This is a genomic window from Streptomyces sp. x-80 (assembly GCF_046549095.1).
GTDB classification, from domain to species: Bacteria; Actinomycetota; Actinomycetes; order Streptomycetales; family Streptomycetaceae; genus Streptomyces; species Streptomyces celluloflavus.
On the sequence record NZ_JAJPWM010000004.1, the window covers coordinates 134,831 to 150,122 of the forward strand.

10 protein-coding genes are annotated in these 15,292 nt (G+C 72.4%); 6 read left to right on the forward strand and 4 right to left on the reverse strand.

Annotation, left to right across the window (positions count from 1 at the left end):
• The first annotated feature begins 108 nt into the window (after nt 1–108).
• Nucleotides 109–954, forward strand: a complete 846-nt coding sequence (locus tag ACLJWH_RS08705; protein WP_411141022.1) for a hypothetical protein — start codon at nt 109–111, stop codon at nt 952–954.
• Nucleotides 955–1,110: 156 nt separating this feature from the next.
• Here the strand turns inward: ACLJWH_RS08705 and ACLJWH_RS08710 are convergent, their stop codons facing one another.
• Nucleotides 1,111–1,638 (reverse strand): MarR family winged helix-turn-helix transcriptional regulator, encoded by a 528-nt coding sequence (locus ACLJWH_RS08710; RefSeq protein WP_411141023.1) that lies wholly within the window; start codon nt 1,636–1,638, stop codon nt 1,111–1,113.
• A gap of 281 nt (nt 1,639–1,919) precedes the next feature.
• Between ACLJWH_RS08710 and ACLJWH_RS08715 the strand changes: the two genes are divergently transcribed.
• Nucleotides 1,920–2,783, forward strand: a complete 864-nt coding sequence (locus ACLJWH_RS08715; RefSeq protein ID WP_411141024.1) for a lysozyme — start codon at nt 1,920–1,922, stop codon at nt 2,781–2,783.
• A 126-nt stretch (nt 2,784–2,909) separates the two neighbouring features.
• On the opposite strand, the gene lon is transcribed toward ACLJWH_RS08715, so the two are convergent.
• The 3 genes from lon to ACLJWH_RS08730 all read right to left on the reverse strand — a co-directional run bounded on the left by lon (nt 2,910) and on the right by ACLJWH_RS08730 (nt 8,194).
• Nucleotides 2,910–5,372, reverse strand: coding sequence for an endopeptidase La (gene lon, locus ACLJWH_RS08720; protein ID WP_411141025.1), 2,463 nt, complete (start codon nt 5,370–5,372; stop codon nt 2,910–2,912).
• A gap of 564 nt (nt 5,373–5,936) precedes the next feature.
• Nucleotides 5,937–6,782, reverse strand: a complete 846-nt coding sequence (locus tag ACLJWH_RS08725; protein WP_411141026.1) for a pentapeptide repeat-containing protein — start codon at nt 6,780–6,782, stop codon at nt 5,937–5,939.
• Nucleotides 6,783–7,375: 593 nt separating this feature from the next.
• A complete protein-coding gene (locus tag ACLJWH_RS08730) occupies nt 7,376–8,194 on the reverse strand; it encodes a rhomboid-like protein (RefSeq protein ID WP_411141027.1) in 819 nt (272 codons plus the stop codon).
• A gap of 301 nt (nt 8,195–8,495) precedes the next feature.
• Between ACLJWH_RS08730 and ACLJWH_RS08735 the strand changes: the two genes are divergently transcribed.
• From ACLJWH_RS08735 to ACLJWH_RS08750, 4 genes are all read left to right on the forward strand, one after another.
• Nucleotides 8,496–9,227 carry a spermidine synthase gene (locus ACLJWH_RS08735; protein WP_411141028.1) on the forward strand — a complete coding sequence of 244 codons (732 nt, stop codon included), beginning with the start codon at nt 8,496–8,498 and terminating at the stop codon, nt 9,225–9,227.
• 77 nt (nt 9,228–9,304) lie between these two features.
• A complete protein-coding gene (locus ACLJWH_RS08740) occupies nt 9,305–10,045 on the forward strand; it encodes a response regulator transcription factor (protein ID WP_411141029.1) in 741 nt (246 codons plus the stop codon).
• A complete protein-coding gene (locus tag ACLJWH_RS08745) occupies nt 10,042–11,157 on the forward strand; it encodes an ATP-binding protein (RefSeq protein ID WP_411141030.1) in 1,116 nt (371 codons plus the stop codon). Before ACLJWH_RS08740 ends, ACLJWH_RS08745 begins: the two co-directional genes overlap by 4 nt.
• A gap of 237 nt (nt 11,158–11,394) precedes the next feature.
• Nucleotides 11,395–15,207 carry a multifunctional oxoglutarate decarboxylase/oxoglutarate dehydrogenase thiamine pyrophosphate-binding subunit/dihydrolipoyllysine-residue succinyltransferase subunit gene (locus tag ACLJWH_RS08750; RefSeq protein ID WP_411141031.1) on the forward strand — a complete coding sequence of 1,271 codons (3,813 nt, stop codon included), beginning with the start codon at nt 11,395–11,397 and terminating at the stop codon, nt 15,205–15,207.
• The last annotated feature ends 85 nt before the right edge of the window (nt 15,208–15,292 follow it).

Sequence of the window (15,292 nt, forward strand, 5' to 3'; positions counted from 1 at the left end):
GCCGCCCTGGTCCGGACTTTCCGTCCGCCGGCGGCCCGGCCGCCCGCCCGCGCCCGGGAAGCGTCCCGCCGCCGGGAGAATACGGGCGGCTCCGGCACACTCGTTCCCATGCGCATCGAACTCGCCACCGAACCGGGCGATCCCCAACGACCGAACGAGGACTACGCATCGGTCGCTCTTCCGGCCTCCGGCCAGGGCGGAGTCCTGGTCCTGCTGGACGGTGTGACACCGCCGGAGGAGGCGTACGGCTGCGTCCACTCCGTGCCGTGGTTCACCGCGCGCCTGGGGGGTGCGATGCTCGAACTGTCCGGTTCACGGCGGGATATGACGCTCGCTGAGATCCTTGCGGCGGCCATCTCCCGGACGGCCGATATGCATCGATCGACCTGTGACCTTTCTCACGTCCGCACTCCGCAGGCGACCGTGGTCACCGCGCGCTGGTGCGCGGACACCGTCGAGTACCTCGTACTGTCCGATTCCGTCCTCCTGCTGGAGCGGCCGGACGGCACGGTGTGGCCGGTACTGGACCCCCGGCTGGACGAACTGCCGCCCGCGGTCCGCGCCCGGGAGGCCGCGGTCCGGGCGCTGCCCCGCGGCTCCGCCGAACGCGCCGCCGCGGGCCGGGCGTACGGCCGCGCGGTCGAGGCGCTGCGCAACGCCGAGGGCGGCTTCTTCACCGCGGCCGCCGATCCATCCGTGGCCGCCCGCGCGGTGACCGGCCGCGTCCCGCGCGGCGAGGTCCGCTCGCTGACCGCCCTCAGCGACGGGGCGGGCCGCTGGGTCGAGGTGTTCCGCGAGGGCTCCTGGGCGGACTGCGCGGCTCTGGTGGCGAAGCAGGGACCGCAGGCGCTGATCGACCAGGTCCGGGCGGCCGAGGCGGCGGACCCGGACGGCGCCGCGCACCCGCGCGGCAAGGCGCGGGACGATGCCGCGGTGGTCTTCGTGGCGCCGTGACCACGGCCGCGGCCGGATGCCCGACCGGGGCCCCGTCCGCCGTCAGGGCCGGTGCCGGGGCGGCGGAGCCCGCTCCGGGCGGGCCGGCGCCGAGGGTACGGGAGGCCGGCTGCGGGACGGCGGCGTACGCGCGCCGCGGCGGCCCTCAGCCGTCCCTCAGCAGCACTCACCCTCCTGCTCGGCGTTGAGCTGGTGCAGCAGACGGGCCAGGTCGGCGACCTCGGTGCGGTCCCAGGAGGCGAGGCGGCGGGCGTACTGGGCGCGGCGTCCCTCGCGGACCCGGGAGAAGCGGTCCCGGCCCTCGTCGGTGATGCGCACCAGGACCGCCCGGCCGTCGGCCGGATCCGGTTCGCGGGCGACCAGTCCGAGGTCCTCCAGGGCGTGCAGCTGACGGCTCATCGTGGCCTTGCCGACGCCGAAGAAGCCGGCCAGGTCGGTGGCGCGCTGCGCGCCGATGTCGGCCAGCCGGACGAGGAGACCGTAGGCGGCCGGTTCCAGATCGGGGTGGACCTCGCGCGCCATCTCACCGGACGAGGCGCGGGCGCGGCGCAGGAACACCGCCAACTCGCGTTCCAGAGCCAGGAATACGTGATCCACATGATCTACGTGGTCCGCGTGCGGCGCGTGGTCCGTGGCCTCTGGCCCGCCGTCCGCCGCCGTACCGTCGGCTCCGGTGTTGTGCACGTCAGCGACCTCTCCCGCTTTCCCGAGAATGAAAATTTCCTGCCGCCGCGACAGAAACCGCAGCTTGGCCAGTATTTCGCAGGATTAGACCAACGACAGCCCCGCGACCCTCTTTTGTCACGCCGGTCTACGCGCGTATCGTCATTTCTGGCATGACCACACCAAGTTCCAGAGGCTCCACCAGGTGCCCCGCACACCGCACCGTGCCCTCGCGCCGGTGCACCCCTGCCGTCACCGCCTTCCCCCCTCAGGTCAGCTCACCGAGCTCTTCGGAGGCACGCATGCCCGCGTCCAGATCCGGCTCCCCCCACCGCCCCGCGCGCTCCCTCGCGACCGCGGCCGGCATCCTCCTCGCGACCCTCTCCCTCCTCCTCGGCCTGCCCGGCGCCGCCGGGGCCACCGCCGCGTCCGCGCGGCACGCGCCGGAACCCACCCACCCCGGCCAGGACTGGGCCGGTTCCCAGATCGCCGCGCACGAGGGCACCGCCCCGGGCGCCCCGCCGCCGGCCGCGCTCACCGCCTCCGTCGAGGGCGTGGACGTCAGCGGCCACCAGGGCAACGTCGACTGGCAGTCGCTCTGGAACAGCGGGGTCCGCTTCGCCTACGTCAAGGCGACCGAGTCCACCAGCTACACCAACCCGTACTTCGCGCAGCAGTACAACGGCTCGTACAACGTCGGGATGATCCGCGGCGCGTACCACTTCGCCACGCCGGACACCTCCAGCGGCGCCGCGCAGGCCACCTATTTCGCCAATCACGGCGGCGGCTGGTCCAAGGACGGCAAGACGCTGCCCGGCGCGCTCGACATGGAGTACAACCCCTACGGCGCGACCTGCTACGGCCTGAGCGCGACCGGGCTGGTCAACTGGATGAAGGACTGGTTCGCCACCTACAAGGCGCGCACCGGCCGGGACGCCGTCCTCTACACCTCCACCAGCTGGTGGTCGCAGTGCACCGGCAACTACACCGGGTTCGGCACCATCAATCCGCTGTGGGTGCCGCGCTACGGCTCCTCGGCCGGCGAACTCCCGGCCGGCTGGGGCTTCCACACCATCTGGCAGTACACCTCCACCGGCCCCGCCGTCGGGGACCACGACCTCTTCAACGGCGCACAGGACCGCCTCCAGGCACTCGCCAACGGCTGACGACGCCCGGCCGCGGGCCGCGACCGGCGCGGTCCCCGGCCGGCACCCGCGCGGCCGGACGTACGGCGGCGCCCCGCCCGCACGAGGTGTGCGGACGGGGCGCCTGCCCGGTCCCGGCCGCGTCCGTCACGCCGCGACCGGAACCTCCGGCGCCGCGCCGGCCGCGGTCACGGCCGGTGTCAGCGCCAGCTCCAGGACCTGGCGGACGTCCGCGACCGGGTGCACCCGGAGGGCCTCCAGGATCTCGGCCGGCACCTCGTCCAGATCGGGTTCGTTGCGCTGCGGAATGATCACGGTGGTGATGCCGGCCCGGTGCGCCGCGAGCAGCTTCTGCTTGACGCCGCCGATCGGCAGCACCCGCCCGGTCAGCGAGATCTCACCGGTCATCGCCACGTCCGGCCGGACCTGCCGGCCCGACAGCAGCGAGGCCAGGGCGGTGGTCATCGTCACGCCCGCGCTCGGCCCGTCCTTGGGGACCGCACCGGCCGGTACGTGCAGATGCACCCCGCGCTCCTTCAGATCGGCGACCGGCAGCTCCAGCTCCGCGCCGTGCGAGCGCAGGAACGAGAGCGCGATGTGCGCGGACTCCTTCATCACGTCGCCCAGCTGTCCGGTCAGCTGGAGGCCCGACGCACCGGTCTCCGCGTCCGCGAGCGACGCCTCGACGTACAGCACGTCGCCACCGGCACCGGTGACCGCGAGACCGGTCACCACCCCGGGCACCGCGGTCCGCCGCCCGGCCGGGTCCTGCGCCGACTCGGGGGTGTGGTGCGGGCGCCCGATCAGCGGGCGCAGCTGTGCGTCGCCGATGGTGAACGGCAGCTCCCGCTCGCCGAGTTCGTGCTGGGCGGTGACCTTGCGCAGCAGCCGGGCGACGGCCCGTTCCAGGTTCCGCACGCCCGCCTCGCGGGTGTACTCGCCGGCCAGCTTGCGCAGCGCCTCGTCCGTCACGGCCACCTCGCCGGGCTCCAGACCGGCCCGCTCCAACTGGCGGGGCAGCAGGTGGTCCCGGGCGATGACGACCTTCTCGTCCTCGGTGTAGCCGTCGAGCCGCACCAGCTCCATGCGGTCCAGCAGCGGTTCCGGGATCGCTTCGAGGACGTTGGCGGTGGCCAGGAAGACCACATCGCTCAGGTCCAGTTCGACCTCCAGATAGTGGTCCCGGAAAGTGTGGTTCTGCGCCGGGTCGAGGACTTCCAGCAGCGCCGCGGCCGGGTCGCCCCGGAAGTCGGAGCCCACCTTGTCGATCTCGTCGAGCAGCACCACCGGGTTCATCGACCCGGCCTCCTTGATGGCCCGGACGATCCGGCCGGGCAGCGCGCCGACGTAGGTGCGCCGGTGGCCACGGATCTCCGCCTCGTCCCGGACGCCGCCGAGCGCGACCCGGACGAACGAGCGCCCCATGGCGCGTGCGACGGACTCGCCGAGCGAGGTCTTTCCGACGCCCGGCGGCCCGACGAGCGCCAGCACGGCGCCGCCCGCCCGCCGTCCGCCGCCGTTTGCGGCACCCTCGCCCGCCGCCCCCGCGGACGGCCCGCCGACCAGCCCGAGCCCCCGGTCCGCCCGGCGCTTGCGGACGGCCAGGTATTCGGTGATCCGCTCCTTGACGTCCTCCAGGCCCGCGTGGTCCGCGTCCAGGACCCGGCGGGCACCGGCGATGTCGTAGGCGTCCTCGGTCCGCTCGTGCCACGGCAGTTCCAGGACGGTGTCCAGCCAGGTCCTGATCCACGAGCCCTCGGGGCTCTGGTCGCTGGACCGCTCCAGCTTGTCGACCTCCTTGAGGGCGGCCTTGCGGACGTCCTCGGGGAGGTCGGCGGCCTCGACCCGGGCGCGGTAGTCGCCGCCCTCGTCCTCCGGGTCGCCGTTGAGCTCGGCCAGCTCCCTGCGGACCGCCTCCAGCTGGCGGCGGAGCAGGAACTCCCGCTGCTGCTTGTCGACGCCCTCCTGGACGTCCTTGGCGATGGACTCGGCGACGTCCTGCTCGGCGAGGTGTTCGCGCAGCATGTCGGTGGCGGACTTCAGCCGGGCGACCGGGTCGACGGTCTCCAGCAGCCGGAGCTTCTGCTCGGTGGTCAGGAACGGCGAGTACCCGGAGTTGTCGGCGAGCGCCGAGACGTCCTCGATCTGCTGCACCCGGTCCACGACCTGCCAGGCGCCGCGCTTACGCAGCCAGCTGGTGATCAGCGCCTTGTACTCGGTGACGAGCTCACCGACCGCTCCCGGCAGCCGGTCGGGCACCGGTTCCTCGACGGCGGTGCCCGCCACCCAGAGCGCGGCACCGGGCCCGGTCGTACCGGAACCGATCCGCACCCGTCCCAGGCCCCGGATCAGCGCCCCGGGATCGCCGTCGGACAGCCGCCCGACCTGCTCGATCCGCCCGAGCGTGCCGATGCCCGCGTAGGTGCCGTCGACCCGGGGCACAAGCAGCACCTCCGGCTTGTTACCCCCGGAGGCGGCCGCCTGCGCGGCCTCCACCGCGGCCCGTACATCCGCGTCGGACAGGTCCAGCGGCACCACCATGCCGGGCAGTACGACCTCGTCATCGAGGGGCAGCACGGGCAGTGTGAGCGAGGTGGACGTCGAAGCCATGATCTCCCCTTCGGCAAGCAAGTTGAGCTGTACTCACTCAATGCGGAGGGAGGGGCGGATGTTCCCCGGAGCGTGTTCGCTGTGAGCGATCGGCGGGACCGGCGGGACCTGCCGGAACCGGGGACCGGCGAACCGATGGACGGGCGGACCGAGGGATCTGTGGACCGGCGGATCGCGGAGGTGTGGGGCGGGCGGCGGCGGGGAGCTGCGGCCGGGCACCGCGGGCGGTGGCTCGTCGTGGGCGGTGGCTCGCCATGACCGGTGGCTCGTCGTGGCCGGTGGGCGTCATCTGACGGTCGTTGAGGTCCGGCGACGCGCGAACCGGGGTTCACCACGGCACCAGCGAAGGCCGAGGAAGCCGATGGAGTGGCGGGAGCCGGTGAAGTGTGGAGGGAGCCGGTGAAGTCGGTGAACACGGCCTGCCGCACGCTTCGTCGGCAGGCCCCTGTCCGGCCGCGCGAGGCCGGTCGGCGGCGGCACGGACCCGGGCGAACCGCGCGAACCGGATTTACCCGCCGGGGGCTGTCGCGTCACCGCCGGAACTCGCCCGGGGCGCCGGGCCGGCTACCAGTGTCCGGGGCGGCCGAGGGCCGACGGCAGTCGGGTGCTCAAGTCGCCCTTGGCCGCGTTGAGCTGGGCCTGTGTGAGGAAGATGCTGCCGGTGAGGTCGGCACCGCTCAGGTCGGCGCCGCGCAGATCGGCACCGATGAGGTCGGCCAGGCGCAGGTCGGCGCCCGTGAGGTCGGCGCCGATCAGGTAGGCGCCACGGAGATTGGCGCCCCGCAGATCGGCCTTCCGGAGCCGCGCCCCCATGAGATCGGCGCCCCGCCGGTTCTTCTTGCGGCCGCCGGTCCCGGCCCGGACGAGTTCACTGGTGCGCAGCAGCAGGGTGTTGACCTCACCGCGGTGCGCCGCCACGTCCAGTTCGGCCAGTTCCGGGGCGCTGCCGCGGGTGAGGCGTTCGGTCCGCTCCAGGGCGCGGCGCAGCTCGTCGTGGACGGGGCGGGCCGGCGGCAGGGTCAGCGCTTCGGTCAGGTACCAGAGGAGTTCGTGGAGCTGCCGCATGACGGGGAACACCTCCGTCATCTGCCGGACGGTGCCGGGCGCCTGCCGCCAGTCCCGGCCGCCGAAGGTGACCTGGGAGACCTTCTGGCCCGCGCCGAAGCAGTCGAAGACGGTGCAGCCGGTGAAGCCGCGCCCGCGCAGGTCGGCGTGGATGCCGCAGCGGGAGTCCGTACGCAGATGGTGGCAGGGCCGCCCGGCCTCCTTGTCGTTCGCGAAGTCCGCCGAGGCCGCGAACGGCAGCACGACACAGCACAGTCCGAAGCAGCTGCCGCAGTCGGCGACCAGATCGAGCCGCCGGCCGGGGTCGATGGCGTCGGGAATCGGGGGTTCGCGGTCCTCGGACACGGTGCGGGCACTCCTGCGACGGGGAGGCGCCGCTGCTCAGCGCACTCGGAAGGGGGTGCCATTCTCCCAGGCACGGCACTCGGCCCGCCCCCGCCCGGCCTTTTCCGCGCGCGGCGCCGGCCGGCCCGCCCGCTCCCCCGGCACTGCCACCGGCCCCGCCTGCCATCCGGCCCGGGGCATGACCGGAGAGTACGTACGGGTCACGGCCGCCGAGCCCGGCCGGGCCCCCGGTGATCCCGGGTGGGCGCCCACCACGAACGGCTGCGGCCGTTCTTCCGCACGACCGCGCACGATGAGGGCGGGATGCTCATACGGCAGGGACTGCGGGGACGGCGGGGCCAGCCGGGACTGCGGGGGCGGCGGGGACACGGGACAGCGGAATCGAGGGACCGGGGGTCAGGAATCGGGGGAGCCGGGGGATTCCGGGGATTCGGGGAAATGGGGGACCGCGGAATCAGGCGACCGGGGGACCGGAAAAAAACCTGGTTGGCGGAATCGGGGAGAGGCCACGGCCCCTGCGCCCCGCCACGACCGCAGCGCCGTGACACGTCCGCAGCGCCGGTGCCCGGCTCCCGGGCGGCCGCCCCCGGATCTCAGCGCGGGCGTCCGCCGCGCAGTGCCGGATGGCCCAGATCGCCGAGGAGCGGTACGGCCGAGGTGCGCCGGTCGCGCCAGCGGCGCAGCAGTGGCCAGCTCGCCACGCCGAGGGTGAGGGAGAGCAGATGGCCCCAGTTGGTCATCGGGTCGGCGTAGGCGAGCAGATCGGCGACGGCCACGTATCCGGCGCCGAGGACCAGCGGCCAGCGCAGCCAGGCCGGGAGCAGCCCGGCGAGCGCCCCGGTGCAGGTCATCACGCCGAAGCTGATGCCGTAGTCGAGGCGCTCCAGGGAGCTGTCCGGCAGCCCGCCGGCGGCGACCGAGAAGCCCACGGTCAGTTCGGTCGCCACGGTGGCCAGCGCATGGCCGCCGAAGAAGACGGCGGCGGTGCGCAGCCCGCCGATGCGCCGTTCGAGCGCCGTCAGGACGAAGACGAAACCGAGGGCGTACGCGGAGGTGAGGCCGCCCGCTATCCACAGGGCGCTGGCGACGAGCACCAGCAGCGGGGCCTGGGCGAGATGGACGACGTCCGTGCTGGAGCCGCGGAGCAGCTCGGAGACGAGCGTGGGGTCGGCGTGGTCGGCGAAGAGCGTGGTCGCCACGAGGAGGGCGGCGTAGCCGAGGGTGAAGGGTGTGCCGAGGGGGGTCGGCAGCAGCAGCCAGGGCCGCCCCCGCCGGCGGGGGCGGCCCGCGGGCGGGCCCGCCTCCGCCGGGCCGGCCGCGGGGGCGGCCGCCGTCGCGCCGCGCTGCCGGGGAATCCCCGCCAGACCGGCCGGCCGCACCTCGCCGTCCGGTGTGGTGTCCGTCGTCCCCATCCTGCTCACCACCCGAGGCCCTTTCCGTTCGATTCCTGTTCGATTTCCATTCGATCCGCCCCGCCGATGCCGCCGGTTCCACCGGCCCCACGGCCTCCGCCGCCGGCGCCGGTCCGGCGCCGCCCACGGCGTCTGGACAACGTGCGCGACCAGCCTGCGCGTTCAACCCATGAGCCAGCTGTGTGCGTGAGCTTCATCACACCGGACAACCTTCGCTGGGCGCGGCCGGTCGGTGACGACCGGCCCGCGCCACGGTCCAAATCGGTGGACCGGCGGACCCGGGCACGACCAAGATGACCGCATGGCTCCCGTACTCCCCTCGCACCCCACGGCCGGCCTCCCGGAGGCACCACGCACTCTCGACCGCCGGGAGGGCCCGTACGGCGAGGTGGCGCTGCGGCAGCGGGACGGGGGCCCCGGCGCACCGCCGGTCTACGAGATCATCGCCAACGGCTGCTTCCTGATGGACACCTCCGACGGCCGTTCCGAGCGGCTGCTGATCGACGCCGCGCTGGCCGAGCTGCCGGCCGCCCGGCCGCGGCCCGCCGTCCTGATCGGCGGTCTCGGCGTCGGCTTCTCGCTGGCGCGGGCGGCGGCCGAACCGCGCTGGGGCCGGATCGCCGTCGTGGAGCGGGAGGCCGCGGTCATCGACTGGCACCGCACGGGTCCGCTGTCGGCGGTCTCGGCGACGGCGCTGGCCGATCCGCGCACCGAGATCCTGGCCACCGATCTGGTCGCGTACCTCCGCGCCGGAGCGGACGGGGACACCTACGACGCGCTCTGCCTGGACATCGACAACGGGCCCGACTGGACGGTCACCGACGGCAACGGCAGCCTCTACTCCCCCACCGGTCTCGCCGCCTGCCAGGACCGGCTGACACCGGGCGGAGTGCTCGCCGTCTGGTCCGCGCAGCCGTCCCCCGGTTTCGAACAGGCTCTTCGAAATGCCGGGTTCAGCGGGGTACGTACGAAAGAGATCCCCGTTGTCCGAGGCGTCCCCGACGTGGTGCATCTCGCGCGTAAGGGCGCGTAGCCGACGGTCACATCATGCCCTTACGCTGCTGCCCAGCACTACGCGACCGGGCACACGGGGACATGCAGGGGCGGGCGATGGACCAGACTCAGACCAGCCAGGGCGGCACCGCCGCGGCCACGCCGGGCGCCCAGCGCCGGGTGCTGGTCGTCGAGGACGACCCGACGATCGTCGACGCCATCGCGGCCCGGCTGCGCGCCGAGGGCTTCCAGGTGCAGACGGCCACCGACGGCCCGGCCGCCGTCGACACCGCCGAGGCGTGGCAGCCGGACCTGCTGGTCCTGGACGTGATGCTGCCGGGCTTCGACGGCCTGGAGGTGTGCCGCCGGGTCCAGGCCCAGCGGCCGGTGCCGGTGATGATGCTCACCGCCCGGGACGACGAGACCGACATGCTCGTCGGCCTCGGCGTCGGCGCCGACGACTACATGACCAAACCGTTCTCGATGCGCGAGCTGGCCGCCCGGGTGCATGTCCTGCTGCGCCGGGTGGAGCGCGCCGCGCTGGCCGCGCACACCCCGCGCAGCGGCATCCTGCGCCTCGGTGAGCTGGAGATCGACCACGCCCAGCGCCGGGTGCGGGTGCGCGGCGCCGACGTCCACCTCACGCCGACCGAGTTCGACCTGCTGGTCTGTCTGGCGAACACCCCGCGCGCGGTGCTCTCCCGCGAGCAGCTGCTCGCCGAGGTCTGGGACTGGGCGGACGCCTCCGGGACGCGCACGGTCGACAGCCACATCAAGGCGCTGCGCCGCAAGATCGGCGCCGAGCGCATCCGCACGGTCCACGGCGTCGGCTACGCCCTGGAGACCCCGGCCGCATGACGTGGCGGTGGCGGGGGCCCGCGCGGGGGCTCTGGGCGCGGATCTGGGACGGGTTGCGGCCGCTGGACCCGTACCGCTCCGTCAAGGCGGCCCTCGGCGCGCTGGTCATCGTCTCGGTGATCATCACGACACTGCTGGTGTTCGTCGCGATGCACTCGGCGACCGAGCTGCGGGTGATCACCATCTTCTCGATCATCGCGTCGCTGCTGATCACCCAGTTCGTGGCGAACAGCCTCACCGCGCCGCTGGGCGAGATGACGGACGTGACGCAGTCGATGGCGCACGGTGACTACACCCGGCGGGTGCACTCGGCGCGCCGCGACGAGTTCGGTGATCTGGCGGACGCCTTCAACCGGATGGCGGCCGATCTGGAGGCGGTGGACACCCACCGCAAGGAACTGGTCGCCAATGTCTCGCACGAGCTGCGCACCCCCATCGCGGCGCTGCGGGCGGTGCTGGAGAACGTCGTGGACGGTGTCTCCCAGCCCGACCCGGAGACGATGCGGACGGCGCTGAAGCAGACCGAGCGGCTCGGCCGGCTGGTCGAGCACCTCCTGGACCTGTCCCGGCTGGACAACGGCGTGGTGCCGCTGCACACCAGCCGCTTCGAGGTCTGGCCCTATCTGTCCGGGGTGCTCAAGGAGGCCAACATGAGCCGTGGCGCGGCGACGCTGGCCGGCTCGGGCACCCACACCCGGACGGACGTCCATCTGCATCTCGATGTCTCCCCGCCCGAGCTGACCGCGCACGCCGACGCCGAGCGGCTGCACCAGGTCGTCGCCAATCTCATCGACAACGCGATCAAGCACAGCCCGCGGCACGGCCGGGTCACGGTCCACGCACGGCGCGGCGAGGGCCCGGGGAGCCTGGAGCTGGATGTCCAGGACGAGGGCCCCGGTATCCCCGAGTCGGAGCGCTACCGGGTCTTCGAGCGGTTCAACCGCGGCGGACCGGGGACGTCCGGCCCCGGGAGCGACGGCGGTACGGGCCTCGGCCTGGCCATCGCGCGCTGGGCGGTGGATCTGCACGGCGGCCGGATCGGCGTGGCCGAATCCCCACGTGGCTGCCGCATCCGCGTCACTCTTCCGGGGCTGGAGCCAGCTCGGAGCTGACGGCCTGTGGCGTAGGGTCGGTGGTGGGAGCACTGATCAGGGGGTGCGACGGCGCCGCGAGCTGTCCGCACGCAGCCAAACCCCGTGTGTTTCCCGCCAAGTCATGCTCTGAAACCCACCGGTGAATGTGACGTGCACGACGAGTGACCCTCCCGGACTGCATTAAAGGTCCTGGGAGGCGTAGCCTTTATTCCCGCTGTCCACCACCTTAGGAAGCGGAAGAGGGCGGTTGCCGCCGTGTCGCTACAGTCCCCCAACAGCTCGAGCATCTCGACCGACCAAGAGGGGCAGGGAAAGAACCCTGCCGCCGCGTTCGGTCCCAATGAGTGGCTCGTCGACGAGATCTACCAGCAGTACCTCCAGGACCCGAACTCGGTAGACCGAGCCTGGTGGGACTTCTTCGCCGACTACAAGCCGGGCGGCGCCACGGCGCCGAGCCAGCCGACGGAGGCCATCGCCCCCGCACCGGCCGCCCCGGCGACCCCGGCCGCTCCGGCCGCCCCGACCAGGCAGGCCACGCCGGCCGGCCCCGCTGCCACGAGCGCTCCCGCAGGCTCCTCGGCGCAGCAGGGCGCGGCCCCCGCCGCCCCGGCTCCGGCGAAGCCCGCGCCGAGCGCTCCGGCGCCCGTCGCGGCCAAGCCGGCCGCTGCCAAGCCGGCCGCCGAGCCCGCCGCCGCGCCGACCGGTCCCGAGTTGGTCACGCTGCGTGGCCCCTCGGCCGCCGTCGCGAAGAACATGAACGCCTCCCTGGAGCTGCCGACGGCCACGTCCGTGCGCGCGGTGCCGGTGAAGCTGCTGTTCGACAACCGCATCGTCATCAACAACCACCTCAAGCGCGCCCGCGGTGGGAAGGTCTCCTTCACCCACCTCATCGGGTACGCGATGGTGCAGGCTCTCAAGGCCATGCCGTCGATGAACTACTCCTTCGCGCAGAAGGACGGCAAGCCGACGCTGGTCAAGCCCGAGCACGTCAACCTCGGCCTGGCCATCGACCTGGTCAAGCCGAACGGCGACCGCCAGCTCGTCGTCGCGGCCATCAAGAAGGCCGAGACGCTGACCTTCTTCGAGTTCTGGCAGGCGTACGAGGACATCGTCCGCCGGGCCCGCGACAACAAGCTGACGATGGACGACTTCACCGGGGTCACCGCGTCGCTGACGAACCCGGGCGGTATCGGCACCGTCCATTCCGTGCCGCGGCTGATGCCCGGCCAGGGCCTGATCCTCGGCGTCGGCGCGATGGACTACCCGGCGGAGTTCCAGGGCACCTCCCAGGACACCCTGAACAAGCTCGGCATCTCCAAGGTCATGACGCTGACCAGCACCTATGACCACCGCGTGATCCAGGGCGCCGCCTCCGGCGAGTTCCTGCGCGTGATGAGCCGGCTGCTGCTCGGCGAGAACGACTTCTTCGACGACATCTTCAAGTCGCTGCGGATCCCCTACGAGCCGGTCCGCTGGCTGCGCGACATCGACGTCTCGCACGACGACGACGTCACCAAGGCGGCCCGGGTCTTCGACCTGATCCACTCCTACCGGGTCCGCGGCCACGTCATGGCCGACACCGACCCGCTGGAGTACCACCAGCGCAAGCACCCCGACCTCGACATCATCGAGCACGGCCTCACCCTGTGGGACCTGGAGCGCGAGTTCGCGGTCGGCGGCTTCGCCGGCAAGACCATGATGAAGCTGCGCGACATCCTGGGCGTGCTGCGCGACTCGTACTGCCGCACCACCGGCATCGAGTTCATGCACATCCAGGACCCCAAGCAGCGCAAGTGGATCCAGGACCGCGTCGAGCGCTCGCACAAGTCGCCCGAGCGCGAGGAGCAGCTGCGCATCCTGCGCCGGCTGAACTCCGCCGAGGCGTTCGAGACGTTCCTCCAGACGAAGTACGTCGGCCAGAAGCGCTTCTCGCTGGAGGGCGGCGAGTCCGTCATCCCGCTGCTGGACGCGGTCATCGACTCCGCGGCCGAGTCGCGGCTGGACGAGGTCGTCATCGGCATGGCCCACCGCGGCCGGCTGAACGTCCTCGCGAACATCGTCGGCAAGTCGTACGCGCAGATCTTCCGGGAGTTCGAGGGCAACCTCGACCCGAAGTCGATGCACGGCTCCGGCGACGTGAAGTACCACCTGGGCGCCGAGGGCACCTTCACCGGTCTGGACGGCGAGCAGATCACCGTCTCGCTGGCCGCGAACCCCTCCCACCTGGAGGCCGTCGACCCGATCGTCGAGGGCATCGCGCGCGCCAAGCAGGACCTCATCAACAAGGGCGGCACGGACTTCACGGTCCTGCCGGTCCAGCTGCACGGTGACGCGGCCTTCGCGGGCCAGGGTGTCGTCGCCGAGACGCTGAACATGTCGCAGCTGCGCGGCTACCGCACCGGCGGCACGGTGCACATCGTGATCAACAACCAGGTCGGGTTCACCGCCCCGCCGGAGTCGGCCCGCTCCTCCATGTACGCCACGGACGTGGCCCGCATGATCGAGGCGCCGATCTTCCACGTGAACGGTGACGACCCGGAGGCCGTGGTCCGCGTGGCCCGGCTCGCCTTCGAGTTCCGTCAGGCGTTCAACAAGGACGTCGTCATCGACCTGATCTGCTACCGCCGCCGCGGCCACAACGAGTCCGACAACCCGGCCTTCACCCAGCCGCTGATGTACGACCTGATCGACAAGAAGCGCTCGGTGCGCAAGCTCTACACCGAATCGCTCATCGGTCGCGGCGACATCACGCTGGAAGAGGCCGAGCAGGCGCTCCAGGACTTCCAGGGCCAGCTGGAGAAGGTCTTCACCGAGGTCCGCGACGCGACCACGGCCCCGATGACCCCCGAGGTGCCGCAGCCGCAGGCCGAGTTCCCGGTCGCCGTGGACACCGCGATCTCCCAGGAGGTCGTCAAGCGGATCGCCGCCTCCCAGGTCAACATCCCCGACCGGGTCACCGTCCACCCCCGACTGCTGCCGCAGTTGCAGCGCCGCGCGGCCCAGGTGGAGGACGGCACGATCGACTGGGGCATGGGCGAGACCCTCGCCATCGGTTCGCTGCTGATGGAGGGCACCCCGGTCCGGCTCGCCGGCCAGGACTCCCGCCGCGGCACCTTCGGCCAGCGCCACTCGGTGCTCATCGACCGCGAGACCGGCGAGGACTTCACCCCGCTGCTCTACCTCTCCGAGGACCAGGCCCGTTTCAACGTCTACGACTCGCTGCTGAGCGAGTACGCGGCGATGGGCTTCGAGTACGGCTACTCGCTGGCCCGTCCGGAGTCGCTGGTCATGTGGGAGGCGCAGTTCGGTGACTTCGTCAACGGCGCGCAGACCATCGTCGACGAGTTCATCTCCTCCGCCGAGCAGAAGTGGGGCCAGACCTCCGGCGTCACCCTGCTGCTGCCGCACGGCTACGAGGGCCAGGGCCCGGACCACTCCTCGGCCCGGATCGAGCGCTTCCTCCAGCTGTGCGCCCAGAACAACATGACGGTCGCCATGCCGACGCTGCCGTCGAACTACTTCCACCTGCTGCGCTGGCAGGTGCACAACCCGCACCACAAGCCGCTGGTCGTCTTCACCCCGAAGTCGATGCTGCGTCTGAAGGCCGCGGCGTCGAAGACGGAGGAGTTCACGACGGGCGGCTTCCGCCCCGTCATCGGCGACACCACGGTGGACGCGGCCGCTGTCCGCAAGGTCGTCTTCTGCTCCGGCAAGGTCTACTACGACCTGGAGGCCGAGCGCGAGAAGCGCGGTGCGCTCGACACGGCGATCGTCCGTATCGAGCGGCTCTACCCGCTGCCCGGCAAGGAGCTCCAGGCGGAGATCGCCAAGTTCCCGAACGCCGAGAAGTACCTGTGGGCCCAGGAGGAGCCGGCGAACCAGGGTGCCTGGCCGTTCCTCGGTCTCAACCTGATCGACCACCTGGACCTGGCCGTCGGCGCGGATGTGCCGCACGGCGAGCGCCTGCGCCGCATCTCGCGCCCGCACGGCTCGTCCCCGGCCGTCGGTTCCGCCAAGCGTCACCAGGCGGAGCAGGCCCAGCTGATCGCCGAGGTCTTCGACGCGTAGTCACCGGCACCGGCAGTGACCGAAGGGCCCGTCCCCGCATCTCGCGGGGGCGGGCCCTTCGGGCCGGGTGCCGCACCTCGGGGCG

Bases quoted from the DNA above. Each gene is read 5' to 3' on its own strand.
- ACLJWH_RS08745 (WP_411141030.1), top strand. From the start codon at position 10,042: ATGACGTGGCGGTGGCGGGGGCCCGCGCGGGGGCTCTGGGCGCGGATC.
- ACLJWH_RS08705 (WP_411141022.1), top strand. From the start codon at position 109: ATGCGCATCGAACTCGCCACCGAACCGGGCGATCCCCAACGACCGAAC.
- ACLJWH_RS08730 (WP_411141027.1), bottom strand. From the start codon at position 8,194: ATGGGGACGACGGACACCACACCGGACGGCGAGGTGCGGCCGGCCGGT.
- ACLJWH_RS08715 (WP_411141024.1), top strand. From the start codon at position 1,920: ATGCCCGCGTCCAGATCCGGCTCCCCCCACCGCCCCGCGCGCTCCCTC.
- ACLJWH_RS08740 (WP_411141029.1), top strand. From the start codon at position 9,305: ATGGACCAGACTCAGACCAGCCAGGGCGGCACCGCCGCGGCCACGCCG.
- ACLJWH_RS08735 (WP_411141028.1), top strand. From the start codon at position 8,496: ATGGCTCCCGTACTCCCCTCGCACCCCACGGCCGGCCTCCCGGAGGCA.
- lon (WP_411141025.1), bottom strand. From the start codon at position 5,372: ATGGCTTCGACGTCCACCTCGCTCACACTGCCCGTGCTGCCCCTCGAT.